The organism is Mesorhizobium sp. CA8 (genome assembly GCF_020164955.1).
Taxonomy (GTDB): domain Bacteria; phylum Pseudomonadota; class Alphaproteobacteria; order Rhizobiales; family Rhizobiaceae; genus Mesorhizobium.
Genome location: NZ_JAIUHG010000010.1, coordinates 20,234 through 46,736 on the forward strand (window position 1 = coordinate 20,234; position 26,503 = coordinate 46,736).

At 64.3% G+C, this 26,503-nt stretch carries 27 protein-coding genes and 1 pseudogene; 14 read left to right on the forward strand and 14 right to left on the reverse strand.

All coding sequences use genetic code 11. From position 1 onward, the window contains the following. Window positions 1-5 precede the first annotated feature (5 nt). Together ybaL and LB553_RS13190 are read right to left on the reverse strand one after the other, a co-directional pair. Entirely contained in the window at window positions 6-1,805 is a 1,800-nt protein-coding gene (gene ybaL / locus LB553_RS13185) for a YbaL family putative K(+) efflux transporter (protein WP_224513788.1), read from the reverse strand. Between the two features lie 214 nt (window positions 1,806-2,019). Then, window positions 2,020-2,460, reverse strand: coding sequence for a host attachment protein (locus LB553_RS13190; protein ID WP_224513789.1), 441 nt, complete (start codon window positions 2,458-2,460; stop codon window positions 2,020-2,022). A gap of 415 nt (window positions 2,461-2,875) precedes the next feature. Here LB553_RS13190 and cysG point away from each other — a divergent pair, with 415 nt between their 5' ends. The 6 genes and pseudogenes from cysG (at window position 2,876) to LB553_RS13220 (ending at window position 8,535) form a co-directional block, all read left to right on the forward strand. Beyond that, the gene (gene cysG, locus LB553_RS13195; protein ID WP_224513791.1) at window positions 2,876-4,324 is read left to right on the forward strand and encodes a siroheme synthase CysG; all 1,449 of its coding nucleotides are present in this window, start codon (window positions 2,876-2,878) and stop codon (window positions 4,322-4,324) included. Then, the gene (locus LB553_RS13200; RefSeq protein WP_224513793.1) at window positions 4,321-4,626 is read left to right on the forward strand and encodes a DUF2849 domain-containing protein; all 306 of its coding nucleotides are present in this window, start codon (window positions 4,321-4,323) and stop codon (window positions 4,624-4,626) included. The genes cysG and LB553_RS13200 overlap by 4 nt, the downstream gene beginning before the upstream one ends. A 43-nt stretch (window positions 4,627-4,669) precedes the next feature. Then, window positions 4,670-6,340 (forward strand): nitrite/sulfite reductase, encoded by a 1,671-nt coding sequence (locus LB553_RS13205; RefSeq protein WP_224513795.1) that lies wholly within the window; start codon window positions 4,670-4,672, stop codon window positions 6,338-6,340. Then, the gene (locus tag LB553_RS13210) at window positions 6,315-7,079 is read left to right on the forward strand and encodes a phosphoadenylyl-sulfate reductase (RefSeq protein ID WP_224513797.1); all 765 of its coding nucleotides are present in this window, start codon (window positions 6,315-6,317) and stop codon (window positions 7,077-7,079) included. The genes LB553_RS13205 and LB553_RS13210 overlap by 26 nt, the downstream gene beginning before the upstream one ends. Before the next feature lie 99 nt (window positions 7,080-7,178). Continuing rightward, window positions 7,179-7,712, forward strand: coding sequence for a DUF934 domain-containing protein (locus tag LB553_RS13215; RefSeq protein ID WP_224513799.1), 534 nt, complete (start codon window positions 7,179-7,181; stop codon window positions 7,710-7,712). Window positions 7,713-7,913: 201 nt separating this feature from the next. Next, window positions 7,914-8,535 (forward strand): annotated as a pseudogene (locus LB553_RS13220) (DJ-1/PfpI family protein). A gap of 6 nt (window positions 8,536-8,541) precedes the next feature. On the opposite strand, the gene LB553_RS13225 reads toward LB553_RS13220, so the two are convergent. Further along, a complete protein-coding gene (locus tag LB553_RS13225; protein WP_224513801.1) occupies window positions 8,542-8,760 on the reverse strand; it encodes a hypothetical protein in 219 nt (72 codons plus the stop codon). 216 nt (window positions 8,761-8,976) lie between these two features. On the opposite strand from LB553_RS13225, the gene grpE reads away from it, so the two are divergent. Further along, entirely contained in the window at window positions 8,977-9,612 is a 636-nt protein-coding gene (grpE, locus tag LB553_RS13230; RefSeq protein WP_224513802.1) for a nucleotide exchange factor GrpE, read from the forward strand. 100 nt (window positions 9,613-9,712) lie between these two features. Further along, window positions 9,713-10,345 (forward strand): trimeric intracellular cation channel family protein, encoded by a 633-nt coding sequence (locus LB553_RS13235; RefSeq protein WP_224513804.1) that lies wholly within the window; start codon window positions 9,713-9,715, stop codon window positions 10,343-10,345. Between the two features lie 101 nt (window positions 10,346-10,446). Here LB553_RS13235 and LB553_RS13240 read toward each other — a convergent pair whose 3' ends face one another. From LB553_RS13240 to LB553_RS13270, 7 genes are all read right to left on the reverse strand, one after another. Then, the gene (locus LB553_RS13240; protein ID WP_224513806.1) at window positions 10,447-11,328 is read right to left on the reverse strand and encodes a GNAT family N-acetyltransferase; all 882 of its coding nucleotides are present in this window, start codon (window positions 11,326-11,328) and stop codon (window positions 10,447-10,449) included. Between the two features lie 183 nt (window positions 11,329-11,511). After that, window positions 11,512-13,791 carry a PAS domain-containing sensor histidine kinase gene (locus LB553_RS13245; protein ID WP_224513809.1) on the reverse strand — a complete coding sequence of 760 codons (2,280 nt, stop codon included), beginning with the start codon at window positions 13,789-13,791 and terminating at the stop codon, window positions 11,512-11,514. 109 nt (window positions 13,792-13,900) lie between these two features. After that, the gene (locus LB553_RS13250) at window positions 13,901-14,890 is read right to left on the reverse strand and encodes an MDR family oxidoreductase (protein WP_224513810.1); all 990 of its coding nucleotides are present in this window, start codon (window positions 14,888-14,890) and stop codon (window positions 13,901-13,903) included. 53 nt (window positions 14,891-14,943) lie between these two features. Further along, window positions 14,944-15,432, reverse strand: a complete 489-nt coding sequence (lspA, locus tag LB553_RS13255) for a signal peptidase II (protein WP_224513812.1) — start codon at window positions 15,430-15,432, stop codon at window positions 14,944-14,946. 24 nt (window positions 15,433-15,456) lie between these two features. After that, window positions 15,457-16,317: a TrmH family RNA methyltransferase gene (locus LB553_RS13260; RefSeq protein WP_224513814.1), complete on the reverse strand. Its 861-nt coding sequence runs from the start codon at window positions 16,315-16,317 to the stop codon at window positions 15,457-15,459. Beyond that, complete coding sequence (locus LB553_RS13265) at window positions 16,318-17,400, reverse strand: class I SAM-dependent rRNA methyltransferase (RefSeq protein WP_224513816.1); 1,083 nt, start codon at window positions 17,398-17,400, stop codon at window positions 16,318-16,320. Between the two features lie 88 nt (window positions 17,401-17,488). Next, the gene (locus LB553_RS13270; RefSeq protein WP_412033334.1) at window positions 17,489-17,965 is read right to left on the reverse strand and encodes a DUF1772 domain-containing protein; all 477 of its coding nucleotides are present in this window, start codon (window positions 17,963-17,965) and stop codon (window positions 17,489-17,491) included. Window positions 17,966-18,071: 106 nt separating this feature from the next. On the opposite strand from LB553_RS13270, the gene LB553_RS13275 reads away from it, so the two are divergent. Further along, window positions 18,072-18,782: a helix-turn-helix transcriptional regulator gene (locus LB553_RS13275; protein WP_224513820.1), complete on the forward strand. Its 711-nt coding sequence runs from the start codon at window positions 18,072-18,074 to the stop codon at window positions 18,780-18,782. A gap of 70 nt (window positions 18,783-18,852) precedes the next feature. Beyond that, on the forward strand, window positions 18,853-19,224 hold the full coding sequence (locus LB553_RS13280; protein WP_224513822.1) for a VOC family protein: 372 nt from the start codon (window positions 18,853-18,855) through the stop codon (window positions 19,222-19,224). Between the two features lie 124 nt (window positions 19,225-19,348). Here the strand turns inward: LB553_RS13280 and LB553_RS13285 are convergent, their stop codons facing one another. From LB553_RS13285 to sppA, 4 genes are all read right to left on the reverse strand, one after another. Further along, window positions 19,349-20,311: an ornithine cyclodeaminase family protein gene (locus tag LB553_RS13285; protein WP_224513824.1), complete on the reverse strand. Its 963-nt coding sequence runs from the start codon at window positions 20,309-20,311 to the stop codon at window positions 19,349-19,351. Window positions 20,312-20,389: 78 nt separating this feature from the next. Further along, complete coding sequence (locus LB553_RS13290) at window positions 20,390-20,722, reverse strand: DUF1049 domain-containing protein (protein ID WP_224513826.1); 333 nt, start codon at window positions 20,720-20,722, stop codon at window positions 20,390-20,392. A gap of 118 nt (window positions 20,723-20,840) precedes the next feature. After that, the gene (locus tag LB553_RS13295) at window positions 20,841-21,125 is read right to left on the reverse strand and encodes an integration host factor subunit beta (protein WP_027165368.1); all 285 of its coding nucleotides are present in this window, start codon (window positions 21,123-21,125) and stop codon (window positions 20,841-20,843) included. A gap of 76 nt (window positions 21,126-21,201) precedes the next feature. Then, the gene (gene sppA, locus LB553_RS13300) at window positions 21,202-22,158 is read right to left on the reverse strand and encodes a signal peptide peptidase SppA (RefSeq protein ID WP_224513828.1); all 957 of its coding nucleotides are present in this window, start codon (window positions 22,156-22,158) and stop codon (window positions 21,202-21,204) included. A gap of 290 nt (window positions 22,159-22,448) precedes the next feature. Between sppA and lptC the strand changes: the two genes are divergently transcribed. From lptC to rpoN, 4 genes are all read left to right on the forward strand, one after another. Further along, complete coding sequence (lptC, locus tag LB553_RS13305) at window positions 22,449-23,162, forward strand: LPS export ABC transporter periplasmic protein LptC (RefSeq protein WP_224513830.1); 714 nt, start codon at window positions 22,449-22,451, stop codon at window positions 23,160-23,162. Then, a complete protein-coding gene (locus LB553_RS13310; RefSeq protein WP_224513832.1) occupies window positions 23,149-23,742 on the forward strand; it encodes an LptA/OstA family protein in 594 nt (197 codons plus the stop codon). The genes lptC and LB553_RS13310 overlap by 14 nt, the downstream gene beginning before the upstream one ends. Next, on the forward strand, window positions 23,742-24,560 hold the full coding sequence (gene lptB / locus LB553_RS13315; RefSeq protein WP_224513834.1) for an LPS export ABC transporter ATP-binding protein: 819 nt from the start codon (window positions 23,742-23,744) through the stop codon (window positions 24,558-24,560). The genes LB553_RS13310 and lptB overlap by 1 nt, the downstream gene beginning before the upstream one ends. A gap of 189 nt (window positions 24,561-24,749) precedes the next feature. Then, the gene (gene rpoN / locus LB553_RS13320) at window positions 24,750-26,276 is read left to right on the forward strand and encodes an RNA polymerase factor sigma-54 (RefSeq protein WP_224513836.1); all 1,527 of its coding nucleotides are present in this window, start codon (window positions 24,750-24,752) and stop codon (window positions 26,274-26,276) included. Window positions 26,277-26,503: the final 227 nt, after the last annotated feature.

The window sequence follows — 26,503 nt, forward strand, 5'->3', positions numbered from 1 at the left end:
TTCCATCAAGCGGGCTGCGGGTTGATCTCCATGGCAGGCCCGGCCGGATCCGTGGCCGTGCCGGTTACCACCTCGACGATGGCGCGGGCGATCTCGCGCTCGCCCATGATCACGATGTCGGCGCCGAGCCCTTTGAGGTGCTCGACCTCGGCGTCGGAATGGGCGCGAGCAATGACATCGATCGCCGGATTGGCCGCGCGAGCCCTGAGCACAACCTGCCCCGCCTCGAAAGCGTTGGGGATAGCGAGGATCAGCCGCTTGGCGCCCTCCGGATTGGCCGCTGCGAAGACCTCCACATTGGCGGCATTGCCGGCGATGGTCTCGAAGCCGTCGTCACGCAGCTTGGCCAGCGTCTTGTCGGCATCCTCGATGACCAGAAAGGGCAGGGCGGCTTCTTTCAACGCCGCGCCCACCAGGTTGCCGACGCGGCCGTAGCCGATCAGGATGGAATGGCCGGCAAGCGCGGTCTTGGGCGGCGGGCCATCTTCCTTGCCAGGAGCCGCCTGGAGCGACGCGACCTGGCCCGGCTCGGTCGCCGGGCCGACCGGCCTTTGCTCTTCGACCGGCGTGGCCTTGCCGGCGCGCCTTTCCAGGCACGGCTTCATCCAGTCGACAATGAGGAACATCAGCGGATTGAGCAGGATCGAGAGGATCGCGCCGGCGAGGATCAGGTCGCGGCCCTGCTCGGGCAACAGTTTCAGGCCGACGCCAAGCTCGGCCAGGATGAAGGAAAATTCGCCGATCTGGGCAAGGCTCGCCGAAGTCATCAGCGCGGTGGCGATCGGATAGCGGAAGGCGACCACGATGACGAAAGCCGCGATCGACTTGCCGATGATGATGATGGCCAAGGTGGCGAGGATCGGCAGGCCGTTGCTGATCAGGCTGAAAGGGTCGAACAGCATGCCGACCGAGACGAAGAACAGCACCGAGAAGGCGTCGCGCAGCGGCAGCGATTCTTCCGCCGCGCGGTGGCTGAGCTCGGATTCGCTCATGATCATGCCGGCGAAGAAGGCGCCGAGCGCCAGCGAGACGCCGAAAAGCTTCGCCGCGCCGAAGGCGACGCCGAGCGCAATGGCCAGCACCGCGAGCCGGAACAATTCCCGGGAGCCGGTGTGGGCGACGTAATGCAGGATCCACGGAATAACCCTGCGGCCGACCACCAGCATGACGACGACGAAGGCGGCGACCTTGGCAAGCGTGACGCCGACCACGCCCCAAATGCCGTAGCTGGCGGGCAGCGAAAGCAGGCTCGCATGGTCGTCGACCTGCGGCTGCCCGCCAAGCACGCCGGCGAGCGCCGGCAATAGCACCAGCGCCAGCACCATGGCCAGATCCTCGACGATCAGCCAGCCGACGGCAATGCGGCCGCGCTCGGTCTCGATCAGCCGCCGCTCCTGCATGGCGCGCAAAAGCACCACGGTCGATGCGACTGAAAGCGCCAGGCCGAAGACCAGGCCGGCGCCCAGCGACCAGCCGAGCAGCCATGCCAGTCCGACGCCGAGCAAGGTCGCAAAGCCGATCTGCACGATGGCGCCCGGCACGGCGATGGCGCGGACGGACAGAAGGTCCTTCAGCGAAAAATGCAGGCCGACGCCGAACATCAAAAGGATGACGCCGATTTCCGCGAGTTCATTGGCAAGGCTGGCGTCGGCGACGAAGCCGGGCGTGTTCGGACCGACAAGGACGCCGGCGACAAGATAGCCGACGAGCGGCGGGATGCGGAAACGGTTGGCTAACGCCCCGAAGACGAATGCAAGCCCCAGACCGGCGACGATGGTGGCGATAAGGGGCGTGTCATGCGGCATTGTCTATGGAGCGCCTTTCGAAAATTCACGATGTCGGATAGGCGCCCGCCGAGGCCCTCGCCTTCGGCAATATGATGGACGCAGCGGCGATGATGCAACCGCCGCCGCGCAGAATTCGATGCTGAAGCCGGCGCGCACCGGAAACCGGCGCCGCGCCGACAAAGAGACGGCTTCGGGACGCGATCCAGGCTCGAAGCAGCTTTTTTTCGGCGCCTTATGCCGCTTGCAACAGGTTCTCGATGTCGGAAATCGTGTGGTTGGTGAGCGTCTTGGGGATTTCCGCTTGCACCTTCTCGCCCACCTCCTTGTGCAGTTTCTGGCGCATCTCGCCAAGCACCTGCGGCGGCGCGATCAGCACGACCGCATCGAACGCGCCGCGATGCGCAAGCTTGTAGAGCCGGTCGGCAATCTCGACGGCGAAGCGCTCCTTGCCGAGACGGTGCCAATCGGTTTCTTCGACGGCGCTGCGGGGACCCTCGTTGCTCTGGCGGCCCGGCTTGTCGCTGCCTTGCTCGCGCGTCGGGGGGTTCTCCTGCTCCATCTCCTGCACCACCTCCAGGTTCGGGAACTTGCTGTCGCCCTGGTTGCGCAGGAAGAGCGCCTTTTCGCCATCAGCCACGACGACCCACACTCCGTGTTTCAGCTTGACGCTCATGGCGTTCCTCCTTGCTTGCATTGTTGTCGATCGATGGAACTCGGGATCGACAGGATGATCGCTAGGCAAACGAGCCGCGCAGCATGATGGTTCCGATCCGGGATGATGCCCTCGACTGCTCCCGCAAGGCGAAGCTGGGGCGCCGACCGGCAAGGTCGGCTTAATCTACTAAGTTAGTAGAATTTAGAAAAACTGTTTTGCGGCCTTCCGGCAAAGACGCTAAAAATTGCGACGGATCAAAGCGGTTTCCCATGCCGCTCTGGCCGTCTCATTCTTAAAGTAGAATTTTTTTCTCTTGCTCTTCGCGGCTGCGAAAAAGCGATTGCCTGCCGTTCGGCAGTGCGCGAGTGCTTGCCTTCTGGTTTTTGGCCAGCCCGCGTAAAACTGCCAAACTGTTCCAATATTGCTCGTCGCCATGTCGCAAACCAATACCAAGCTCAATGCCTTTCCCGTCTTCATGCGGGTCGACGGCGAAGCCGTAGCCATCGTCGGCAATGGCGAGGAGGCGCTTGCCAAGGCCAGGCTGCTTGCGCAATCGAGCGCGGTGCTGCGTATCGTCGCCGACAATGCCAGTGGCGGGCTGCTGGATTTCATCGCATCGACCGGCGCCGTCCACATCAACGCAGCCTATGAGGCCGCGCATCTCCAAGGCGCCGCCCTGGTGTTCGCTGCGAGCGGCGACGAAGCACTCGATCGCAGCGTAGCCGAGGACGCGCGCCGGCTGGGCATCCCGGTCAACGCGGTCGACCGTCCGGACCTCTGCGATTTCTTCACCCCGGCCTTGGTCAACCGCGCGCCGGTGGCGATTGCCATCGGCACCGAGGGCGGCGGACCGGTTCTGGCGCAAATGCTGCGCGGGCGCATCGACCGCATGCTGTCGCCATCGCTCGGCCGGCTGGTGGCACTTGCCGCGACGTTCCGGGCCGCCGCCGAGAGCCTGCCGAAGGGCAGTCGCCGCCGCCGCTTCTGGAGCGATTTCTTCGCCGGCGCGCCGGCCAAGGCAATCGAGGCAGGCGACCTCGCCGAGGCGCATGGCGCGGCGCTCGACCTCTTGGCCCAGGATGCTCCGGTCGAGGGACATATTGCGCTGGTCGGTGCCGGTCCGGGCGCGGAAGATCTTTTGACTTTGCGCGCGCATCGCCTTCTGATGGAGGCCGATGTCATCGTCTACGACGCGCTGGTGCCGGAGGCGATCGTCGCCATGGGCCGCCGCGACGCCGAGCGCCTGCCGGTCGGCAAGCGCAAGGGCTGTCATTCCAAGAGCCAGGAAGAGATCAACGCGCTGCTCATCGAACTTGGCCGCGCCGGCAAGCGCGTGGTGCGGCTGAAGTCCGGCGACCCGCTGGTGTTCGGACGGGCCGGCGAGGAAATGGCGGCGCTGCGCGAGGCCGGGATCGCCTATGAGGTGGTTCCGGGCGTCACCGCCGCCTTCGCCGCCGCCGCCGATTTCGAACTGCCGCTGACGCTGCGCGGCGTTTCGTCCTCGATGGTGTTCACCACAGGCCACGACCTCAAGGGCAACTCGCTGCCCGACTGGGCAAAGCTTGCCATCTCCGGCGCGACGGTCGCCGTCTATATGGGGCGTTCGGTCGCGGCGGAAGTCGCGGGGCGGCTGATCGAAGCGGGGCTGTCGCCGGACACCGCGGTCGCCGTCGTCGAGAATGCCAGTCTCGCCGGCCGCCGCCGTTTCCACGGCACGCTTGCCGACCTGCCGTCGCTGGAGGCGCGCGCCGATCTCACCGGACCGGTGATGACGATCATCGGCGACGCCGTCGCCGGCGCCAATTTCGAACAATCCGAGCCGCTCGCGGCACATAGGCATGAGTGTGCGGCTTCAGCCGTGGCCGAAGGAGTTGAGCAATGAAGGTTCTCACCGCGAACAGGCTCTCCGACGGCATCGCCGTCTGGTACGCCGCCGGCGGCTGGGCGGAGACGGTCGGCCATGCCGATATCGCGTATGACAAGACGGCGGAGGACCGGCTGGAAGCGATCGGCGCCGCGGCGGCCGCCAACAATGAGGTGGTCGACGTCAACATCATCGACGTTGCGATCGTCGACGGATTGGTCGAACCGGTGCGGCTGCGCGAAAAGATACGCGCCGCGGGCCCGACCATCCGCACCGATCTCGGCAAGCAGGCGAGCCCGCAACCGGCACGGGCGGCTTAAACCCAAGGAAAGCAGCGGGCGGACGCGCCCGGAAAGACGAAGCATGTACCGTTACGATGAGTTCGACCAGGATTTCGTACACGCCCGTGTCGCCGAGTTCAGCGACCAGGTGCAGCGCCGGCTTGCCGGCGAAATCACCGAGGACCAGTTCCGGCCGCTCCGGCTGATGAATGGCGTCTATCTGCAGCTGCACGCCTATATGCTGCGCATCGCGGTGCCTTACGGCACGTTGAACAGCCGGCAATTGCGCATGCTGGCCCATATCGCCCGCAAATATGACAAGGGTTACGGCCATTTCACCACGCGCCAGAACATCCAGTTCAACTGGCCGGCGTTGTCGGACATTCCGGCGATCCTGGCCGATCTGGCGAGCGTCGAGATGCACGCGATCCAGACCAGCGGCAATTGCATCCGCAACGTCACCGCCGACCATTTCGCTGGCGCCGCAGCCGACGAGGTCGCCGATCCGCGGCCCTATGCCGAAATCCTGCGCCAATGGTCGTCCGTGCATCCGGAGTTCTCGTATCTGCCGCGCAAATTCAAGATCGCCGTGACTGGCGCCGAGCGCGACCGCGCCGCTATCCAGACGCACGACATCGGCCTGCATCTGAAGAAGAACGCCGCCGGCGAGCTTGGTTTCGCCGTCTATGTCGGCGGCGGCCAGGGCCGCACGCCTATGGTGGCAAGAAAAATCCGCGACTTCCTGCCGGAGGCCGAGTTGCTGTCCTACTGCACGGCCATCCTGCGCGTTTACAACCTCTATGGCCGCCGCGACAACAAGTTCAAGGCGCGCATCAAGATCCTGGTGCACGAGACCGGCGTGGAGGAGATCACCCGCCAGGTCGAAGCTGAGTGGCAGGCGCTGAAGGATGCCGAGCTCAAGCTGCCGGAAGCCGATATCCAGGCCATCAACGCCTATTTCGCGCCGCCGGCGCTGGTTCCCCGTCCGGAAGGCGATGATGTGGTGAAACAGGCAAGGCTCGATTCCAAGAGTTTTTCGGAATGGCTCGATCAGAATGTCGTGACGCATCGCCACCCCGACTACGCGGCGGTGACGATCTCGCTCAAGGGCATCGGCGAGGTGCCCGGCGACGCCACCGACAGCCAGATGGAAGCGGTGGCCGACATCGCCGAGAGATACGCCTTCGACGAATTGCGCGTCAGCCACGAGCAGAACCTTATCCTGCCGCATGTGGCGCGCGCCGATCTCAAGGCAGTCTATGACGCGCTGGTCGAGATCGGCCTGGCAACCGCCAATTCCAATCTGATCAGCGACATCATCTCCTGCCCGGGCCTCGATTATTGCGCGCTGGCGACGGCGCGCTCGATTCCGGTGGCGCAGGAAATCTCGCGCCGCTTCGCCTCGCTGGAGCGGCAGCGCGAGATCGGCGAGCTGAAGCTGAAGATCTCCGGCTGCATCAATGCCTGCGGCCACCACCATGTCGGCCATATCGGCATTCTTGGCGTCGAGAAGAAAGGCACCGAGCTCTACCAGGTGACGCTTGGCGGTTCGGCCGACGAAAATACGTCCGTCGGCGAGATCATCGGCCGCGGCTTCTCCTCGGAAGAAATCACCGATGCCATCGAGCAGATCGTCGATACCTATCTCGGCCTTCGGCTCAATCCCGACGAACGTTTTATCGACGCCTACCGCCGTGTCGGTCCCGCGCCGTTCAAGGAGGCGCTCTATGCTGGCGAAACCAAGGCCGCTTGACCGCACCGGCAGCGTGGAGACGGGCGTCGCCGCGGAAGCGGCGGGGCTCGACGCGCTGCACGGCCATCTAAAGCCGATCGAGATCATCGAGCGCGCGGCGCGTGATCTGTTTCGCGGCGAGGTCGCTGCCGTGTCGTCCTTCGGCGCGGATTCGGCGGTGCTTCTGCACATGATTTCGGAGATCGACCGTTCGCTCCCTGTCATCTTCCTCGATACCGGCAAGCATTTCGAGGAGACGCTCGGCTATCGTGATGCGCTGGTGGCCGATTTCGGCCTGACCGACATAAGGGTGATCAAGCCTGAGGAGGCTGCGCTCGACCGTGTCGATCCGACCGGCCGGCTGCACGAGACCGACACCGATTCCTGCTGCAATGTGCGCAAGGTCGAGCCGCTGGCGCGCGGCGTCGAGCCGTTCCGCGCCTGGTTGACCGGGCGCAAGCGCTTCCAGGCTTCGACGCGCGCGGCACTGCCCGTCTTCGAGGCCGTTGGCTCGCGCATCCGCATCAATCCGCTGGCGCATTGGACGACATCGGACCAGGCAGACTATATGCGCGCGCATGCGCTGCGCGAAAATCCGCTGGTCGCCTATGGCTATCTCTCGATCGGCTGCTTCCCTTGCACGCAGCCGGTGCAGCCCGGCGAGGACGCGCGCAGCGGCCGCTGGGCGGGGCACGCCAAGACCGAGTGCGGCATTCATTTGTCGGGGTTAGAGAAGTCGCTGACCGACGCCTCACTTTAGGGTATATCGCTATTCACGGTATGCCGGTCCGCAAGCGGCTTCCGGTTGCTGGCGGCCCTGCCGGTTCGCCTCGAAATCTTTGGGACTTTAGGAATTTTGATGACTGGATCGACGACGGCGGGGACCCGCCTCTGGACCCCGGGCGGTTTTCGCGAGGACGAGTGGACGCACGCCGAAAGCGCCGAGGCGCTTGCCGGCAATGGCCGTTTCATCCTGCCGCTGCAGGCTTTTCTCGGGCTGGATGAAGAAGTCCGCAAATCCGCCAAGGAGCGCCTCGGGGTGTTGCTGCAGCCCGGCGACGAACTCGACAAGATAACCGGCCTGCTGGATCAACTGTCGCTGGTGGCGCTCGCCTTCCCGGCCTTCAATGACGGCCGTTCTTTTTCCAAGGGCGAATTGCTGCGGACCCGGCATCATTTCAAGGGCGCGGTTCGCGCCACCGGCCAGGTTCTCGTCGACCAGCTGCCGCACATGCTGCGGCTCGGTTTCGACGAATTCGAGGTCTCCAATCCGGTGCTGTTGAAGCGCCTGGAGGAAGGGCGGACCGGCGGACTGCCGGTGTACTATCAGCCAGCAGTGGAGGCGGAGCCCAAGGGGCCGAAATATTCCTGGCGGCGCAAGCGCCCCGGCTGACCCCCCGCAAGAGTATCGCCTTGGTCCGACCAGCATCGCGTATTTTGCCGGTCAACTCGGCCCAGAATAGGGCTGGAACGCATGCTGCCTCGTTCTGGTCAGACCACTTTGGCGGTTCAAGCTTTCCCTTCTGCCGACCTGCCCTTAGGATGGGGCACGTTATTTCGGGTCATGAATAATCGGCAGCTAAGGGAGGAAAGCATGGCAGGCAAGAAGATATTGATGCTCGTTGGCGAGTTCAGCGAGGAGTACGAGATTTTCGTCTTCGAACAGGCCATGCACGCGGTCGGGCACACCGTCCATGTCGTGTGCCCGGACAAGAAGGCCGGTGACGTCCTCAAGACCCTCATTGCATGACTTCGAGGGCCACCAGACCTATACCGAAAAACTCGGCCACGACTACATCCTCAACAAGACCTTCGCCGAAGTGAACCCTGCCGACTACGATGCGGTCTATGCGGCGGGCGGGCGCGGACCTGAATATATCCGCATCGACAAGCGCGTGCAGGCGCTGGTCAGGCATTTCCATGAGACCGGCAAGCCGATCTTCACGATTTGCCACGGCGTGCAGATCCTGATCGCGGTCGACGGCGTTGTGCGCGGCAGGGAAGTGGCGGCGCTGCATTATTGCGAGCCGGAAGTGACGCTTGCCGGCGGCACCTATATCGATGTCGCCCCGACCGGCGCGCATGTCGACGGCAATCTGGTTTCAGCCAAGGGATGGCCGGGCCTTGCCGCCTTCATGCGGGAATGCCTGAAGGTGCTTGGCACTGAGATCCGCCACGGCGAAGCGCTGATGCGTGACGACCGCAAGGCGGCCTGAAACTCGTCAATTGCGACGTGCGGCTATTGAGGGCTGCCCGCCGCCCGCATTCTCGGCCTCGGCCTCGTCGAGGCGGTCCAGCAAGTCGCTCAGCCGCCGGGGCATCTCCTTTTCCAGGCGAAATGCCGGCAAGGTGCGCAGAAAGCGCTTGGTCGCTTCGCTGCCCGCCTGTCGCCTGATATCGTTGGCCAGTTCAGCGCGCCTTTGGCCGTTGTTGCCGTTCATCGTCCCAAAATCCTGTGTCGGCTTCGAAACTCCTCCAGCCCGCCTATGGTTCCCGCAACCGCATCTGGGGGCAAGCAAAGCCGCGTGATACGGTAAAATTTGAATTAATTTGGAACGATGATGGACGTCCTCGGCCAGCGCTTACCCCTTGATTTTTGCCCTCCAAACCTCGATATCGGGCGCAAATCCACACCAATCCGAATGACGGGAAACGCGATGAGCGACCAGGCAAAAGACGAACGCACGCCCGAAGATATGGAAGCCACCGCCCAGCCTTCCGGCGAGCGTGCGGAAGGTGGCGTCGACGGCGACTACGAAGCGCTCGTGCGGCTGCTGAAGGAAAACGAGGAACTGAAGGACCGTGCGTTGCGCACGGCGGCCGAAATGGAGAATTTGCGGAGGCGCACCGCGCGCGACGTTCAGGACGCCCGCGCCTACGCCGTCGCCAATTTCGCGCGCGACATGCTGTCGGTTTCCGACAATCTGCGCCGCGCGCTCGATGCGATCCCTGACGAGGCGAAAGCCAGCGGCGACGCCGGGTTCAAGGCGCTGATCGAAGGTGTCGATCTTACCGAACGCGCCATGCTTTCGGCGCTGGAGCGCCACGGCGTGAAGAAACTCGCGCCGGAAGGCGAGAAGTTCGATCCGAACTTCCACCAGGCGATGTTTGAGGTACCCAATCCGGAAGTTCCGGCCGGGACCGTCGTCCAGGTGGTGCAGCCGGGTTATTCGATCGGCGAACGCGTGCTGCGGCCGGCGATGGTCGGCGTCGCCAAGGGCGGTCCGAAGGCGGCCGCCGAGGCGAAGGTCGAGCCGGGCCCGGTGAACGAGCAGGCCGAGAAGGATGCGTGAGAGTGAGTAGCGAATAGGGAATAGTGAGTAGGGGCTGATATTTATCTGCGGCTTCGTGCTATTTCCCTACTCATATTCGCTACTCACTACTCGCTCAGCCATGAATCCCATCGCGTTGCTCGACTATGCCGGCGTCGCCGTCTTTGCGGCGACGGGCGCGCTTGCCGCATCGCGTAAGGAGCTCGACATTATCGGGTTCCTGTTCCTGGCCAGCGTCACTGGCATCGGCGGCGGGACGCTGCGCGACGTCATCCTCAACCTGCCGGTGTTCTGGGTCGCCAACAGCGGCTATGTGCTGATCTGCGCCGTGGTCGCGGTGCTGGTGTTCTTCAGCGCCCATCGCTTCGAATCCCGCTACAAGCTGCTGCTTTGGCTCGATGCCATCGGCCTTGCCGCGTTCTCGGTGATGGGCGCGGCGAAGGGGCTGGCGATCACCGGCTCTCCTGTCGTGTCGGTCGTCATGGGCGTGCTCACGGCGACCTTCGGCGGCATCTTGCGCGACCTGCTTGCCGGCGAGCCTTCGGTGCTGCTCAGGCCGGAGATCTATGTCACGGCCGCCCTTGCCGGCGCGACGATCTTCACCCTAGGCGATCTTGCCGGTCTGCCGGCCGTGGCGTCCAGCCTGCTCGGATTTGCGGCTGCGTTCCTGGTGCGGGGCGGCGCGCTCAGGTTCGGCTGGTCGTTTCCGGCCTATAAGAGCCGGCCGGGGCGAAGGCCGGAAGATATTCCCTGAGGGAGCGAGTGGTGAATAGTGAATAGTGAATAGTGAATACATATCGGTGGGTGAACCAGCTTCGCTGGCTACTACCATTCACCATTCACCATTCACTGGAATCACGCCGCGAAGCGCTGCCCTTCACCGCCATAGTAGTTGACGTACCGGGCGCCGATCTCCTTGACCGGCATGACGACGAAGACGTCGACGGTGGAGAATTCGTGGTCGATGACGCAGCCGTCGCCGATGCGGGCGCCGACGCGCAGGTAACCCTTGACCAGCGGCGGCATGGCGGCGATCGCCGCCTTGGTGTTCACCGCCTCGATCGGCATCAGATCCATGGAGCAGTAGCGTCCCGGAACCGCGCGAACATCCCAAGCGGAGTTGGTGCGGCAATGATGAGCGAGATAGGTCAGCGCCTCGGCATGCGCAGCCGGCACGATGCCATGGAAGGAAGCACAGCCGGTCATCACGCCGATGCCGTAGTGATTGATATAGGCCCAGATGCCTTGCCAGAGCGCCTCGATGGTGCGCTTGGAGCGGTATTCCGGCAAAACGCAGGAACGGCCGAGCTCGAGGAAGCGCTGGCCGGGATGCCGCGCGATCAGCTTGGTGAGCTCAAACTCGCCCTCGGAATAGAAGCCGCCGGCGGCGGTGGCGATCTCCTGCCGCAGCAAACGGTAGGTGCCGACGATGCGGCGATGCTCGGGACCGGGAAGGGAGGTATCGAACACAAGAAGGTGATCGCAGAGCGGATCGAAACGGTCGGCGTCGCGCCGGTCCTGGAACAGATCCTTCCTCGCGCCAAGTTCGTCATAGAATACCCGATAGCGGACTTCCTGGGCGGCGGCGATCTCGGCCTCGTTGCGGGCAAGCCGCACTTCGAGATTGCCGATGCGGCCCAGCGGAGCACCGCTTGCGACGGCGTCGGCGCTACGGGCAGCGAGCAAGGCGCCGCCAGCATTCGGCCGAGTGTCACATTCAGGCACGACTGTATGCACGAGTGATTCTCCTTCGAGCCATCCCTCTTGGCACGGGGATACGGTGTAGGTGCAACAGGATTGTGACAGTACCGTGATACGGCGTGGCGGGCAATACTTTGTCGGCTGGGCAATACTCTCAACCGGCTATCTTGTGGCCGCGAAAGCCAGGTAAGCCAAGGCGTTCAAGGGTTAAAAATTTCCTCAGGCGGCAACCTGGCCCTCGACCGCCTGGACGAGCGCGGCCGGGTCGAGCGGCTTGGTCACGAAACCGCTGGCGCCATGGGCGAGGACGGCATGCCGGGTCTTTTCCTGGCTGTCGGCCGAAAGCACCATGATCGGAATAGGCGGCATGGCCAGCGACTCTTCGTGGCGACGGATGGCGGCGATCGCGTCGAGCCCGTCCATGACAGGCATATGCAGGTCCATCAGCACCACATCGAAACGGAACTTGAGGCCGGCGTCGGTAACGGCATCGACCGCGGCCTTGCCGTTGCCGACGATCTTGACGCGATGCCCGGCCTTGAGCAACGTCGCGCGGGCCAGCATGGCGTTGATGTCATTGTCTTCTGCGATCAGCACCGACAGGCCCTGATTGCGCTTGCGCGCCGAGGAAGTCTCGCGCGGCGCCGGCCGTGGCTGGGCGAGCGCGGAGCCATGGCTGGTCAACAGCACCCGCAGCAGGGTCTCGCCGCGCACGGGTCTCGCAAGGAAGGTGGCGTAGCCGCTGGCGCGGAATTCGCCAAGCATGCCGCGGTCGGTCGGCGCAATCAGGGTGATGGCCTCGCAGTCGACAAAGCCCGAGTCACGCAACCGCTTGAGCAGCCTGCCGTCGCTGTTTTCAAGTGCGGCGTCGATCAGGAGCACGTTGCAGCCGGCGGCGAGGGCAGCGGCCTGGCTTGGCGTCGCCGCGATCTCGACAATGCCGCCATGGGCCCTGATCGCGCGGGCGATGGCATCGGCCTCGGTGGTGTTTTTCGACACGATCACCGCCCGCCGGTCGGCAAGGATGTTGTGGCGATGCGGCGGCGGCTCGGTAGCTGCGACCGCCGGAAGCTCGAGGACGAATTCGGATCCTTCGCCGAGCCGGCTCGAGACCGAGATCGTGCCGCCCATCGCCGTCACCAGCCGCTTCGAGATGGCAAGTCCGAGGCCTGCGCCGCCATGCACCCTCGTCGAGGTGCCGTCGGACTGCTCGAACTCCTCGAAAATGCGCTCCATGTCCTCTTCGCGCAGGCCCGGGCCGGTGTCGGCGACGGTGAAGCAAATGCGGTCGGTGGTTTCGGTGCGGGCGCGCGCCACGGTGAGCAGCACGCCGCCTGTGTCGGTGAACTTCACCGCATTGCCGATGAGGTTGAGCAGCACCTGGCGCACGCGGCCGGGGTCGGCGGTGATCATCTGCGGCACGTCCGGCTCGACATGGCAGCCAAGGCCGATGTTCTTGGCGAAGGCTTTTGCGGCCAGAAGTTCGATGATGTTGTCGGCGATTTCGCGCAGCGAGGTCGGCTGCGGCTCGGGCTCGAAGCGGCCGGCCTCAATCTTGGAATAGTCGAGCAGGTCTTCGATGAGCGCGAGCAGCGCGCTGGCCGAGGTGGAAACGGCGCCCACATAGGTGCGCTGCTCGGGCGAAAGGTCGGTATCGGCAAGCAGCTTCGCCATGCCCATGATGCCGTTCATGGGCGTGCGGATCTCATGGCTGACGGTGGCGAGGAAGCGCGACTTGGCCTGGCTGGCATATTCGGCCCGCTCGCGCGCGGTGATCAGCGAGGATTCGGCGCGCTTGCGGGCGGTGATGTCGCGGGCGATCGCCCGATGCGAGACCGCGCCCGTGTCCTTGTCGCGCACCGACAATTCGATCCAGGAGAACCAGCGCGGCCCGTTCGGGGTGCGGATCACGACATCGGTGGAACTCAGGCATTCATGATCGGAGAAGGCGGCGTCGGGAACGACGCCGACATCGATGCCAAGCTCGGCCAAGGTCTTGCCGGCAAGATCGCGCGCATCGAGCTCGACAAGCGAGGCAAAGACGCTGTTGGCATAAACGATATGGCCGTCGCGGTCGCGATGGACGACGAGGTCGCCAAGCGCATCGATGAGGCCGCGGAAGCGCTCCTCGCTCTCCTGCATCTCCCACATGCGGTCGGCGAGGGTTTCGATCTCGGCGCGGCTGCGGGCGGCGGTCTCGTCGAGCAGCGCTGCGGTGCGACGCTCGTCGCGACGGCTGCGCAGATGCGTGGCCAGGCCCGCAAAGGCTATGGCGGCGAGGCCGGCGGTGATGATGAGCGGCGCTCCGGTGAGATGCGCGAGCCCTGCCATGACGGCGATCGCGACGATCATCGGGAACGGCAAGCCTTCGTGGCTGGCCGTGGGCAATTCGGGGGCCAGCGGCGGCGCGACAAGCACCTGCCGCTTCGGCGCATCGGGGATGAGCCTGTCAGCGCCCGCGGCTTTGCTATCCTGTCTGATGTCGGAGTCCGCGACCATGCGCAGACCATGCCAGACAGAAATTATGGAAGACTGGGAGGGATCGTTCGAATTTTAGCGATTGCGCGCATTCCGGCCCCCCTTATGCGGGCGAGACGGCGATCTCCAGCTACATATCGACGACGACGCGGCCCCTGATCTTACCTTCGACGATGTCGCGCGCGGCGGCGACAATGCCGTCGAAACCGATCGTGCGCGACAATGTCGACAGCTTCTTCAAGTCGAGATCGGCGCCGATGCGGCGCCACGCCTCCAGGCGGACTTCCTTCGGCGCCATCACCGAATCGATGCCGAGCAGCGAGACGCCGCGCAGGATGAAGGGCGCGACGCTTCCCGGCAGGTCCATGCCGCCGGCGAGGCCGCAGGCGGCGATCGCGCCGCCATAGGATGTCATCGACAGCACGTTGGCCAAGGTATGGCTGCCGACCGAGTCGACGCCGCCTGCCCAGCGCTCCTTGGCGAGCGGCTTCGCCGGCTGGCCGAGCTCCTCGCGCGAGATCACCTCGGCCGCGCCGAGATCGATCAGATAGGGGCTTTCGGCGCTGCGGCCGGTCGAGGCGATGACATGGTAGCCAAGGCTCGACAGGATCGAGATGGCGACCGAGCCGACGCCGCCGGCAGCGCCCGTCACCACCACCGGACCGCGGTCCGGCACGATGCCGTGACGCTCCAGCGCCATGACCGAGAGCATTGCCGTGTAGCCCGCCGTGCCGACGGCCATCGCATCATGCGCGCTCATGCCCTCGGGCAGCGGCACCAGCCAGTCGCCCTTGACGCGGGCGCGGCCGGCATAAGCACCATAGTGCGTCTCGCCGACGCCCCAGCCGTTGAGGATCACCTTGTCCCCCTTGCGCCAGTCGGCATGCGAGGAGGAGATCACAGTGCCAGCGAAATCGATGCCAGGAACCAGCGGCCAGCGGCGCACGACCGGCGCCTTGCCGGTGATGGCGAGCCCGTCCTTGTAGTTCACCGTCGTCGCCTCGACGGCGACGGTGACGTCGCCTTCCATCAGGTCGGTCTCGGTGAGGTCGACGACATCGACCGACTGCTTCTTGTCCGCATCGCGCGAAACGAGGATGGCTTTGAAGGTGTCGGTCACGTTTTCTCCTCGGTTCTGGCTGTTGAGAAATCTGCGGCTTCAACAGCGTGAGGTCAATTGCCAAGATCCTGGGACTTGGCTTCGCGCCGCCAGCCGATCAGCTCGTCGAAGACGACAAGTGCCGCGCCGACGGAAATGAAGGCGTCGGCCAGATTGAAGACCGCGAAGGACCAGACGGGCGTGTGGAACAGGATATAGTCGATGACGTGGCCGTAGACGGCGCGGTCGATGAGGTTGCCGAGCGCGCCGCCGACGATGAGTGCAAAGCCGATACGGGCGACGACATGGCCGGCCGGCGTGCGCGTGGCGAGATAGAGCACGAAGGCAACGACCAGCACGGCGATGACCACCAGGCCGGTATCGCCGAAGGACTGGAACATCGAGAAAGCGATGCCGGTGTTATAAGTGCGGAACAGCGCCAGGAAGGGCAGGAGGTCGATCTTCTCCTGAAAGGCGAGCCCGTTCTCGACCAGTTGCTTGATCCACTGGTCGAGCGCAATGGCAATGACGACCAGCACGACGTAAGGGGACCAGGATTTCACTTGGCAGTCCTCATCGGGCAGTCCTCATCGCATGTCGGTGGCAGGCTCGAGCTTCAACGCGCCGCGCCTTATCTCGAACAGCATCACGCCGGTGGCGACCGCCAGGTTGAGCGAGTCGGCGCGGCCGGCCTGGGGGATTCGAAGCAGCCGATCGCAGCTTTCGGCCAGGTTGTCGGGCAGTCCCTGCTGCTCATTGCCCATCAGCAGCAGGACCGGTCCCCTGGAGAAATCGACCGAGCGATAATCGACCGCGCCCTTAAGGTGCGTTCCAACGACCAGACCGGAAAAATCACGCCGCCAGGCGAGGAAGGCCTGCTCGGTCGCTTTGGCGACCGGCACGGCGAAGATCGAGCCCATGGTGGCGCGCACCGTCTCCAGCGAGAACGGATCGGTGGTGTCGCCGACCAGGATGACGCCCTTGGCGCCGACGGCATCGACGGTGCGGATCACGGTGCCGAGATTGCCGGGGTCGCGGACCCGGTCGAGCGCGACCCAGACATCGCCGTCCCTGGCGCGGATGTCCTTCAGCGGTACGGTCTGCTGGGCAAAGACACCGACCACCATTTGCGGGTTTTCGCGGCGGGTGATGGCCGCGAGCACCTTTTCCGAAACCTCCAGAACCGTGCCGCCGGCGGCGACGGTTCGCGCAGCGACCTTTTCGATGGCCGCGTTGCCGCGTCCGGCTTTGGCGAAGACCAAGGTCCTGATCGACCAGCCGAGGTCGAGCGCGTCGATGACCAGCTTCAAGCCCTCCGCCATGAAGGCGTTCTGCTGGTCACGGAATTTCTTGAGCGCCAGCGCCTTGATGTCTTTGACCAGCGGATTGGTAAGGCTGGTGACTTCCTTGACCTGCCCGACCAGGCGTACGCCGTCATGTGCAGTCATTCAGGCCACCCAGCGCGAGAACAGCGAGGTCGACAGCGCGCGGCCGGCCGATTTCTCGCGAATGATCAGTTCGCCGGATTCGACCGTGCCGCCCATGCCGGCGAAGGTATCGCGCATCAGCGCATGGATGGCGAAGAAGGAGGCGCGGATCGAATAGGCGGTGAGAACGACGGCGAGCGGTTTTGGCGTCAGGATCGAGCAGCAAAGGTCGGTGAGGCCCGGCAGATCCTCGAACAATTGCCAGACCTCGCCCTTGGGGCCGCGGCCATAGGCCGGCGGGTCGAACAGCACGATGTCGTAGCGGCTGCCGCGTCGCTCCTCGCGTTCCGCGAATTTCACCGCGTCCTCGACGATCCAGCGGATCGGCTTGTCGGCAAGCCCGGCCATCTCCTGGTTCTCGCGCGCCCAGCCGATCGCCTTCTTCGAGGCATCGACATGGGTGACCTCGGCGCCGGCGCGGGCCGCCACCAGCGAGGCGAGACCCGTATAGCCGAAAAGGTTCAGCACCTTGACCGGACGCTTCGCCGCCGCGATCAGGCCGGCCATATGATCCCAATGCGAGGCCTGTTCCGGAAAGACGCCGACATGGCGGAAGGATGTGAAGCGGCCGAGATAGTCGATGCCGTCATGCTTCATCGGCCAGGTTTCGCCGAGCGGCGCCTTCGGAAAGCGCCAGCGGCCGATGCCTTCCTCGTCGGTGTCGCCGGTGAAGATGGCGTCGGCGCGCTCCCACTCCTTCGCCGGAAGGGCCCGCTGCCAGATCGCCTGGCCTTCGGGCCGCACGATGCGGTAGGGGCCGTATTGCTCGAGCTTCTCGCCGGCGCCGCTGTCCAGCAGGGCGTAATCGGCATTGGGCGCGACTTCGAGGATCAATGGCAGGCGCTCGGCGGGCAACGTGCCCTCGCGGCGCGCAAGCACGCGCGGCGCCGGCCTGGCTTCCTGCCGGTCCGCCGGTTTGGTTTCGCGGCGCTCGGCGGGCGCGGCCTGCTGCCGTCCGGCCGCTAACGCCTCACGCGGGCGGGGCTGTTCCGCCCTTGCGGGATGCGGGCGGCCATCGCGGCGTTTGTCCCGAAAAGATTTCAAGAAGGATCATCTCCGGCGGTTCGGCCCGCTTCTGCCACAGCTAAGCCCACCGGCGCAACAAAGCCCGGCTCATTCAATGGTGGGGTCATCAACCATGCCTGACGCCGAGCAGGCCGAAACAAAGCGAAATGAAGCCAAGCGCCTTCGCCGCCGTCACCGCCATGTGGCCGGTTTCCCAACGCAGTCGGACGGCTTCGAAGTTTTCTGGAATTGGCCCCGGCGTCCAGGTCGCGAGGATAGCATTTGCCGGTCTGACGAGGCCGAACCAAAGCGCCAGCGAGACCGCATAAAGCAATGCGGCGACGAGGACGAACCGGACGGCAAACGGGTCCGCACGCAGTATCCAGGCAAGCAGCGCCGGACAGAGGATCGCTGCGATATCGAGCGGCGCTCCGATGACGGCAAAAAGCAGGAACTGACCGTTGAAGACCGTCGCCTCTCGCCACAGCGCCGGCGACCATTTCGTCAGCCTCGGCAGCGATTCCAGCACATGGGCAAAGGAGGGCCCAAGGCTGAGCGCCGCAATGAAAACGGTCAGCACCGACCAGAACAGGGTTCCGCGCATCTCCATTGTGGAGAAAACGGCAATGGTCAGCCGGCGTTCCTGGCATCGGACTGCTTGCCGTGATGTGCAGGCCAGCCCTATTGTCCGGCACGCCGGTTAGCCATTCATGTCCCGTTCAGCCCGCCTGCTTGACCTCGTCCAGATCCTGCGCCGCCATCGCCGGCCGGTGAGCGGCCGCACGCTTGCGGATGCAATCGGCGTGTCGATCCGCACCCTTTATCGCGACATCGCGACGCTGCAGGGGCAGGGCGCGCCGATCGAAGGCGAGGCGGGGCTTGGCTATGTGCTGAAGCCCGGCTTCATGCTGCCGCCGCTGATGTTCACCGACGAGGAGATCGAGGCCATCGTGCTCGGCTCGCGCTGGGTGGCGAAGCAGCCGGACAAAAGGCTGGCGGCCGCCGCGGCTGATGCGCTGGCCAAGATCGCGGCGGTGCTGCCGGATGAGCTGCGCGACGATCTCGACGCCACGACGCTGCTTGTCGGACCGCGCTCGGAAAATGCCGAAGCGATCGACCTCGGCATCGTGCGGCAGGCGATCCGCGACGAGCGCAAGCTTGGCTTCCTCTACCGTGACGCCGGGGGAGCGGCATCGAAGCGCCTGGTTTGGCCGTTCGCGCTCGCCTTCTTCGACAAGGTGCGGGTGATGGTGGCGTGGTGCGAAACGCGCCAGGATTTCCGCCATTTCCGCGCCGACCGGATGTCCGGCCTGGCAACGACCGGCATCCGTTATCCGCGACGCCGACAGGCGATGCTGAAGGAGTGGCGGGCGGGCCTTGACGCGCCCGACCGGAACGGCGCGAAAGACGCTTCCGGCTGATCGCTGCTGCCAGAATCTGACAGCAGGTCCGCGTATGGTCTCCAAGGTCCAGACACTTTGGAGATCAGATATGACCACGCCGAATTTCGTCATCCTCTATGTCGACAGTCCGGAAAAGAGCGGCGCGTTCTACGCTTCGCTGCTCGGACGCGAGCCGGTCGAATCCTCGCCGACGTTCGTCATGTTCGTGCTCGACAAGGGCTTCAAGCTCGGCCTCTGGTCGCGCCACACGGTGGAACCGGCTGCGGCGGCAGCGGGCGGTGGCAGCGAGCTCGTGATCGCGGCCGCGGATGCGGGCGACGTTGATGCGACGCATACGGACTGGGCGGGGCGCGGCCTGAATATCCTGCAGGCGCCGACCGATATGGATTTCGGCCGCACCTTCGTGGCGCTCGATCCGGACAATCATCGCCTGCGCGTCTATTGGCCGGATGGGCAGTAGGCAGTGGGCAGTAGGCAGTAGGCAGTAGGCAGTAGGCAGTAGGCAGTAGGCGGTAGGCAGTAGGCAGTAGGCAGTAGGCAGTAGGTTTACCTTCCCTAATTGCCTACTGCCCAATCCCTACTGCCTATTGGAGCGCCTTGTAGACGGCGATGCCTGCGGCGAGGTCCTCGAGCGCCGCGCCGACCGACTTGAAAAGCGTGATCTCGCTGTCGCTTTGCCGTCCCTGCTTCTCGCCGCGCGCAAGCTCCTGCAGGTCGGCGACGATGGCGTCCGGCTTCAGCACGCCTGAGGCCAGCGGCTGGACGATGTCGCCGGCTTCCTTGGTGGCGCCGGCGCGGGTGTCGACATAGACGCGGGCGCGCTTGATCGCGTCGTCATCGCTTTCGCGCATCGTCGGCGTGAAGCCGCCGACGAGATCGACATGGGCGCCCGGCTTCAGCAGCGCGCCCTTGACCAGCGGCGTGTTCGAGATGGTCGCCGAGGCGACGATGTCGGCCTCGGCAAGCTCCGTATCGAGATCGCCGGCGGCACTTGCCGGAAGGCCTTCTACGCGCAAGGCGGCCGCCACTTTTTCGGCATTGGCCGGCGTGCGGTTCCAGATGCGGATTGAGGTGATCGGCCTGACCGCCGAATGCGCCTTGGCAAGGAACGGCGACAGCGCGCCGGCGCCGATCACCAGAAGCCGCGAGGCATCCTTGCGCGCGAGATAGGAGGCGGCGAGCGCGGAGGCGCAGGTCGTGCGCCACTGCGTCAACCGTTGGCCGTCGATCAGCGCCTGCGGCTCGCCGGTGACGCCGTCGAGCAACAGATAGAGACCCATCACTGCCGGCTTGCCGATGGCGTTGTTGTCCGGCGATACGGTGACGATCTTGACGCCGATATGGCCGCCCGCCGAGGTGCCGGCGGCGTTGAAATCAGTCCAGGCCGGCATCAAAAGCAGGGTCGACGCGGCGCCGTCCGGCCGTTCGACGCCATGATGATGGCGAACCGGCTGCACGGCGCCATCGCGAAAAGCCGTGCGCAATGTCTCGACAAGGCCGGGAAAGGTCAACGCGCGGTCGACATCGGCGGCCGAAATGGTCAGCATCGGAGGCTCCGTAATTGTTGCTCAGAGACAGAGCGTGATGTCGCCCGAAAACCGCTTCACATGTTTCGACATCATTCTCTAGTCCGTAGGCTTGGGCAGCGCCGGACCCTTGGGCGCTGCTGGCGGGCGGCTCACAGCCTGGCGCAGGTTTTCGGCTTCCAGACCGCGCTGGCGCGCGAGCTTGCGGTAGCGCCCCTGCTTCACCCAGGTCGCCATGCTGCCGACGACCATGCCGACGGCCAAGGCAAGGAACAGGAAGATGAAAAGCGGCAGGGTCAGCGTCAGCGCGGGATTGCCGGGATGGAATGGATCGAGCGTGAAGGCTACAGGGCCGCGATTGGCGACGGCGAGCGCGATCAGGATGATAGCCAGCGGCACGAAGACCACGACGAGGATGAAGCGATTGAACATCAGATCTCCATGGAGAGACTTCTTGAAGCGCGCATGTCCTTGTCCCGAAAACCGGTCTTCACTTTCGGAGACATGCTTTTAAGCGCCAAGATGCCGATTCAACCCGCCGGCGCGGCGCCTATTTGCCGCCGTTCAGTCTCTCGCGCAACTCCTTGCCGGTCTTGAAGAACGGCACCCACTTTTCCTCGACCTCGACGGATTCGCCGGTGCGCGGATTGCGGCCGGTGCGGGCAGGACGGTTTTTCACCGAAAAGGCGCCGAAACCGCGCAACTCGACCCGGTTGCCCTCGGCAAGCGCATCGGTGATCTCGTCAAAGATCGCGCCGACGATGTTTTCGACATCGCGCAGGAAAAGGTGCGGGTTGCGCGCGGCAATGATCTGCACAAGCTCGGATTTGATCATAGAACGTTCCCCGTAAACCACTGCAGTCGATTATCAGGATGATTTTACTGCTTTTTTGGCTCGCCCCAGCGAGATGTCAAGGGTGCCAGACCGAAACGAGACCGTCAAGAAACAAGCGGTCGGCGCCGAGCTCGTGAATGACATCGCCGCCGGCATCCGGCAGGCCGAGCGCCTTGGCCGCCAGTTTTGGCATGGACTGGGAAAACAGGAAACCGCCACGCCTGTCCCTGTCCTTCCACTCGACGACCTTGAGCTTGGCGTCCACGCCCTTCGTCGCCAGCCAGTCGATCGCCTCCTGCTCGCCGCCGACGGCGTCGACCAGATGGTTGGCCAAAGCCTGGCGGCCGGTAAAGATCGAACCGTCAGCCAGCGCCAGCGCCTGCTCATGCGTCATTTTGCGGCGCTCCGCGACAGTGCCGACGAACCAGTCGTAACTGTCGAGGATCAGCTTGCGCACCATGGCGCGCTCATCGTCGTTGGTCGGCTTGAAGGGCGAGGGCGAAGCCTTGAGCGGCGAGGATTTCACTTCTTCCAGCTTGATGCCGAGCTTGTCCATGAGGCCGCTGACATCAGGGTATTGGATCAGCACACCGATCGAACCGACGATCGAGGTTTTGCGGGCGACGATGTGGTCGGCAGCGCTGGCGATCATATAGCCGGCCGATGCGGCCAGCGTGCCGACTTCGGCTACCACTGGCTTGTCGCCGGCAAGCTTGCGCACGGCGTCGAACGTCGACTCGCCACCGACCGTGGTGCCTCCGGGCGAATCGATCGACAGGATGACGCCCTTCACCTCCGGCGACTTGCGGATCGAGTCCAGCCTTTTGAGCAGGTCCTCATCCTCGGTGATGGTGCCTTCGATCTTGACCTTGGCGATATGGGGGACCGCCTTGCCGGTAAAGTTGTCGTCATAGACCCACGTCGAGAAGGCGATAATTGCCGCTGCCAGAACCAGAAACGCGACCACGCGCCAGAAGGTCAGCTTGCGGCGCAAGCGTCGGCGGTCGATCAGGTCGTCGGCTCTCATTGCCATCATCAGCCTCATGGATCGGTGGGAAGCACGCTTTTAAAGCAAGCCTCGGCACACGGCTACCGTTTCCTGAAAATGCTCCGCCGTGAAGCGTTGACGCCGACCTCACGAAAAATTAACGCAACCAAGTCCCTATCTGCTATAAAGTATAGGTCGTCGCGCCGGATTCCTCTCGATTTTGCGGGCGGCCAGTTGTCACATTTTTGCAGTTTTCCTCGGCTTGTGCTTGCTTGTAGGTGCCGGCATACCACCTATAGGCGGTGTTTGGGCGGGCAAAGGTCCATTAGAAAGTCATGTTGGCGCGATCTGACGAAACGAGCCATGCCGGCGAGGCATCGGCTCCCGCGGCCCAAGGCGGCACGCGTGGCGATGCTTTCAACCGCGCGCAACGGCACTCGCGCCGCGTGCGCGTGCTAAAATTCGCGGTGCCGCTGCTCGCGGTCGTGATCGCCGTCGCCTTTCCTGTCTATTCCTACCTCAAGGCGCCGCTGTCCGTCTCGGTGCAGGCCGACGGCACGGCGTTTTCCAACGGAAAGCTGGTGATGGCCAATCCGAAGCTCAACGGCTTCACCAAGCAGAAGCTGCCATACTCGCTGACGGCGACCAGGGCGACGCAGGATGTCGGCCAGCAGGCCGTCATTAATCTCGAGGGCATCAACGCCAAACTGCCCGTCGCCAACGACAACATCGTGTCGGTCGATGCCGCGCACGGTATCTACAATCGCGACGCCAACACGATGGACCTGACCAGCGAGGTCAGCGTGACGACGACAGACGGTCTGATGGCGAAGTTCAAATCGATCTTCCTAGACATGAGCAAAGGCTCTATGAAGACGAGCAATCCGGTCGACGTCAGCCGCGGCGGGTCGCGCATCACCGCGGACTCGATGGCGGTCGAGGACAATGGCAGGCTCGTGGTCTTCGAGAACCGGGTTCGCGTCAACATAGATCCAACCGCGCTGAAGGCGGCGGGGGTAAACGGTGGAGAACAGAATGCGTCGCAGTAAATCGGCATGGCTTCCGGGCGCTGCTTCCGCATTGCTGCTTTTGGCAACGGCGCATTCCTTCGCGCAATCGAGCGCGACCAGCCAGATTCCGGGGCTGAAACTGTCGGGCGACCAGCCGATCCAGATCGAAAGCGACAAGCTTGAGGTCCGCCAGGCCGAGAGCATGGCCGTGTTCAGCGGCAACGTCACCGTCAATCAGGGGCCGACCCTGCTCAAGGCCGGCAAGATGACGGTCTACTACGTCAAGGATGCCAATGCCGGCAAAAGCGCCGCGGCCGGCGCGTCGGCGATGACCGGGGCGGCCAATATCGACCACCTGGAGGTCGAGAACAAAGTCTACGTCAAATCGAATGACCAGGTCGCCACGGGCGACAGCGGCACATTCGACATGAAGACCCAGGTGCTGGTGCTTAAGGGCAAGGAAGTGGTGTTGTCACAAGGCGACAATGTGCTCAAGGGCTGCAAGCTTACCGTGCAGATGAAGAGCGGCCTCGCCAATGTCGACGGCTGCGGCGGCCGCGTGATGATGTCGTTCACGCCCCAGAAGCAGGGCGCGCAGCAGGGAGCGTCGGGCAAGTAATGGCCGGCGTAACCTCGCTGCTGGCCCGTCTTCCGGGACTGGCGGCCGCAAAACCGGCTGCGCCGGCGATGGTCGGCACCGACAAAGCGAAGTTCAAGGGCACCCTGATCGCCAAGGGCCTGACCAAGAGCTACAAGGGCCGCAAGGTGGTGAGCGGGGTGACGCTTGGCGTGCGCGCCGGCGAGGCCGTCGGCCTGCTCGGGCCCAATGGCGCCGGCAAGACCACTTGTTTCTACATGGTCACGGGCCTTGTGCCGGTCGACGAAGGCTCGATCGAGATCGACGGCTTCGATGTCACGTCAATGCCGATGTACCGGCGTGCCCGCCTCGGTATCGGCTATCTGCCGCAGGAAGCGTCGATCTTCCGCGGCCTTAACGTCGAACAGAACATCCGCGCCGTGCTGGAAGTGGTCGAAAAGGATCGCAAGGCGCGTGAACGCAATCTCGACGAGCTGCTCGAGGAATTCCACATCAGCCATCTGCGCAAGGCGCCGTCGATGTCGCTGTCGGGCGGTGAACGGCGTCGCCTCGAAATCGCGCGGGCGCTGGCGACGCGGCCGGCCTATATGCTGCTCGACGAGCCCTTCGCCGGTATCGACCCGATCGCCGTCGCCGACATCCAGCAGCTCGTCCGGCACCTCACGGCCCGCGGTATCGGCGTCTTGATCACCGACCACAATGTGCGCGAGACGCTCGGTCTGATCGACCGCGCCTATATCATCCATGCCGGCCAGGTGCTGACGCATGGCCGGGCCGACGAGATCGTCGCCAACGCCGATGTGCGGCGTCTTTATCTCGGCGAGGGCTTCACGCTCTGATCCGCGGTTTTCGGGTCGTGGCGCGATTTTGGAACATCGCGTGGCGGTTTTTCGCTATTTTAGCGCTCGATAACGCTCCGGTAAGCCGCAGCTGCTAGCGTTTTCCTTGACAAGCAAAAGCCGGGCCAGTTTCAATGCCCGACCGAAAAACAACTGTACGACGCGTAGACGAGGCGTTTGAATCCCACCATGGCGCTGGCAGCCAAACTGCAGCTCAGACAGTCCCAGTCGCTGGTGATGACGCCGCAACTGATGCAGTCGATCCGGCTGCTGCAGCTCACTCATGTCGAGCTCGAGCGCTTCATCGACGAGGAGATCGAGCGCAACCCGCTGCTGGAGCGGGCCGAACCGCAAGACGATGCCGCCGGCGACCAAGCCCAGAAAAGCGAGGTGTTGCCGGAGCGGGATCCCGAAGGCGACTGGTTCGAAGGCGAGACGGAATGGAGCGCCGAAGCGATCTCGCAAAAGCTCGATTCCTCGCTGGAGAACCTGTTTCCCGACGATCCCGGTACCCATGAGAGGCTCGGGCCTGATCTCACGGCGCAGTGGAAGTCGGCCGCCGGCAGCGCCGGCACGGCGTCATCGGAAGGTTTCGACGTCGGCGACATGGCGGCGGCCGTCGCCACGCTGCGTGAGCATGTCGGCGAGCAGATCGCGCTTGCGTCCCTCAGCCCTGGCGAACGCCTGATCGCGGGTGAGCTCGCCGACGGGCTCGACGAAGCCGGTTATTTGCGCACCGACCTTGTGGAGATCGCGGCCCGGCTCGGTGCTGACGAAGCGGCGGTGGCGCGCGTGCTTGGCCTCTGCCAGACCTTTGAGCCTTCAGGACTTTTCGCGCGCGACCTTGCGGAGTGCCTGTCGTTGCAACTGGCGGTGCGCGACCGGCTCGATCCGGCGATGAAAGCGCTGGTCGCCAATCTCGAGCTTCTGGCGCGGCGGGATTTCCAGACGCTGAAACGCATCTGCGGCGTCGACGAGGAGGATCTCCTCGACATGCTGGCCGAGATCCGCGCGCTCGATCCGCGTCCCGGCCTGGCGTTTTCAGGCGGCGCGAGCGATGCGATCGTCGCCGATGTCGAGGTGCGCGCGGCCAATGACGGCAGCTGGGCGGTGGAGCTCAACGCCGATACGCTGCCGCGCGTGCTGGTGGACAATGTCTACTTCGCCCGCGTTTCAAGCCACACCAGAGACCAGGCGGAAAAGGATTTTCTCGCCGAATGCCTGCAAAACGCCAACTGGCTGACGCGCAGCCTCGACCAGCGGGCCAAGACCATTCTAAAGGTGGCGTCCGAGATCGTGCGGCAGCAGGATGCCTTCCTCGTCCATGGCGTGCGCCACCTCAAGCCGCTCAACCTGCGCACTGTGGCAGATGCCATCGGCATGCATGAATCGACCGTCAGCCGCGTCACCGCCAACAAATATATGCTGACGCCTCGCGGCGTCTTCGAACTGCGCTATTTCTTCACGGCGTCGATCGCCTCGGCCGGAGGCGGCGAAGCGCATTCGTCCGAGGCCGTGCGCGACCGCATCAAGCAGATGATCGACGAGGAAAAACCCGCCGACGTGCTTTCCGACGACGCCATCGTCGACATGCTTAAGGAAAGCGGGATCGATATCGCCCGCCGCACCGTCGCGAAATACCGCGAAGGCATGAATATCCCATCGTCTGTGCAGCGGCGGCGGGAAAAGCGGGCGCTCGCGAACGTCGGCCGCTAGGCCCGGCCCGGAATCCCGACAAGCCTTGGCCAATGCGGGACAGGCTGCTTTCCCACAATTCCCAAGCTTGATTGACAAGCCGCAATGAAGTGTCTAGAAGCCCGCCCGCATGGAGCAGGGCGTAATGCCCGCTTGCGAATGGGTCTGTCAGACATGGCCATGGACGGCCAAGAAGGCGACTTGTGATCAACCGGAAAGTTCGGGTCTAAAATCGGCGCGCATGCCGC

Excerpts from the sequence above, each read along its gene's own strand:
- LB553_RS13245 (WP_224513809.1), bottom strand. The coding sequence starts at position 13,791 with ATGGTCGCGGACTCCGACATCAGACAGGATAGCAAAGCCGCGGGCGCT.
- LB553_RS13275 (WP_224513820.1), top strand. The coding sequence starts at position 18,072 with ATGTCCCGTTCAGCCCGCCTGCTTGACCTCGTCCAGATCCTGCGCCGC.
- LB553_RS13310 (WP_224513832.1), top strand. The coding sequence starts at position 23,149 with ATGCGTCGCAGTAAATCGGCATGGCTTCCGGGCGCTGCTTCCGCATTG.
- LB553_RS13260 (WP_224513814.1), bottom strand. The coding sequence starts at position 16,317 with ATGACTGCACATGACGGCGTACGCCTGGTCGGGCAGGTCAAGGAAGTC.
- LB553_RS13205 (WP_224513795.1), top strand. The coding sequence starts at position 4,670 with ATGTACCGTTACGATGAGTTCGACCAGGATTTCGTACACGCCCGTGTC.
- LB553_RS13270 (WP_412033334.1), bottom strand. The coding sequence starts at position 17,965 with ATGCGCGGAACCCTGTTCTGGTCGGTGCTGACCGTTTTCATTGCGGCG.
- rpoN (WP_224513836.1), top strand. The coding sequence starts at position 24,750 with ATGGCGCTGGCAGCCAAACTGCAGCTCAGACAGTCCCAGTCGCTGGTG.
- LB553_RS13190 (WP_224513789.1), bottom strand. The coding sequence starts at position 2,460 with ATGAGCGTCAAGCTGAAACACGGAGTGTGGGTCGTCGTGGCTGATGGC.
- LB553_RS13200 (WP_224513793.1), top strand. The coding sequence starts at position 4,321 with ATGAAGGTTCTCACCGCGAACAGGCTCTCCGACGGCATCGCCGTCTGG.
- sppA (WP_224513828.1), bottom strand. The coding sequence starts at position 22,158 with ATGGCAATGAGAGCCGACGACCTGATCGACCGCCGACGCTTGCGCCGC.
- LB553_RS13215 (WP_224513799.1), top strand. The coding sequence starts at position 7,179 with ATGACTGGATCGACGACGGCGGGGACCCGCCTCTGGACCCCGGGCGGT.
- lptB (WP_224513834.1), top strand. The coding sequence starts at position 23,742 with ATGGCCGGCGTAACCTCGCTGCTGGCCCGTCTTCCGGGACTGGCGGCC.
- LB553_RS13280 (WP_224513822.1), top strand. The coding sequence starts at position 18,853 with ATGACCACGCCGAATTTCGTCATCCTCTATGTCGACAGTCCGGAAAAG.
- LB553_RS13210 (WP_224513797.1), top strand. The coding sequence starts at position 6,315 with ATGCTGGCGAAACCAAGGCCGCTTGACCGCACCGGCAGCGTGGAGACG.
- LB553_RS13225 (WP_224513801.1), bottom strand. The coding sequence starts at position 8,760 with ATGAACGGCAACAACGGCCAAAGGCGCGCTGAACTGGCCAACGATATC.
- LB553_RS13290 (WP_224513826.1), bottom strand. The coding sequence starts at position 20,722 with ATGTTCAATCGCTTCATCCTCGTCGTGGTCTTCGTGCCGCTGGCTATC.
- LB553_RS13235 (WP_224513804.1), top strand. The coding sequence starts at position 9,713 with ATGAATCCCATCGCGTTGCTCGACTATGCCGGCGTCGCCGTCTTTGCG.
- ybaL (WP_224513788.1), bottom strand. The coding sequence starts at position 1,805 with ATGCCGCATGACACGCCCCTTATCGCCACCATCGTCGCCGGTCTGGGG.
- LB553_RS13295 (WP_027165368.1), bottom strand. The coding sequence starts at position 21,125 with ATGATCAAATCCGAGCTTGTGCAGATCATTGCCGCGCGCAACCCGCAC.
- LB553_RS13285 (WP_224513824.1), bottom strand. The coding sequence starts at position 20,311 with ATGCTGACCATTTCGGCCGCCGATGTCGACCGCGCGTTGACCTTTCCC.
- cysG (WP_224513791.1), top strand. The coding sequence starts at position 2,876 with ATGTCGCAAACCAATACCAAGCTCAATGCCTTTCCCGTCTTCATGCGG.
- grpE (WP_224513802.1), top strand. The coding sequence starts at position 8,977 with ATGAGCGACCAGGCAAAAGACGAACGCACGCCCGAAGATATGGAAGCC.
- lptC (WP_224513830.1), top strand. The coding sequence starts at position 22,449 with ATGTTGGCGCGATCTGACGAAACGAGCCATGCCGGCGAGGCATCGGCT.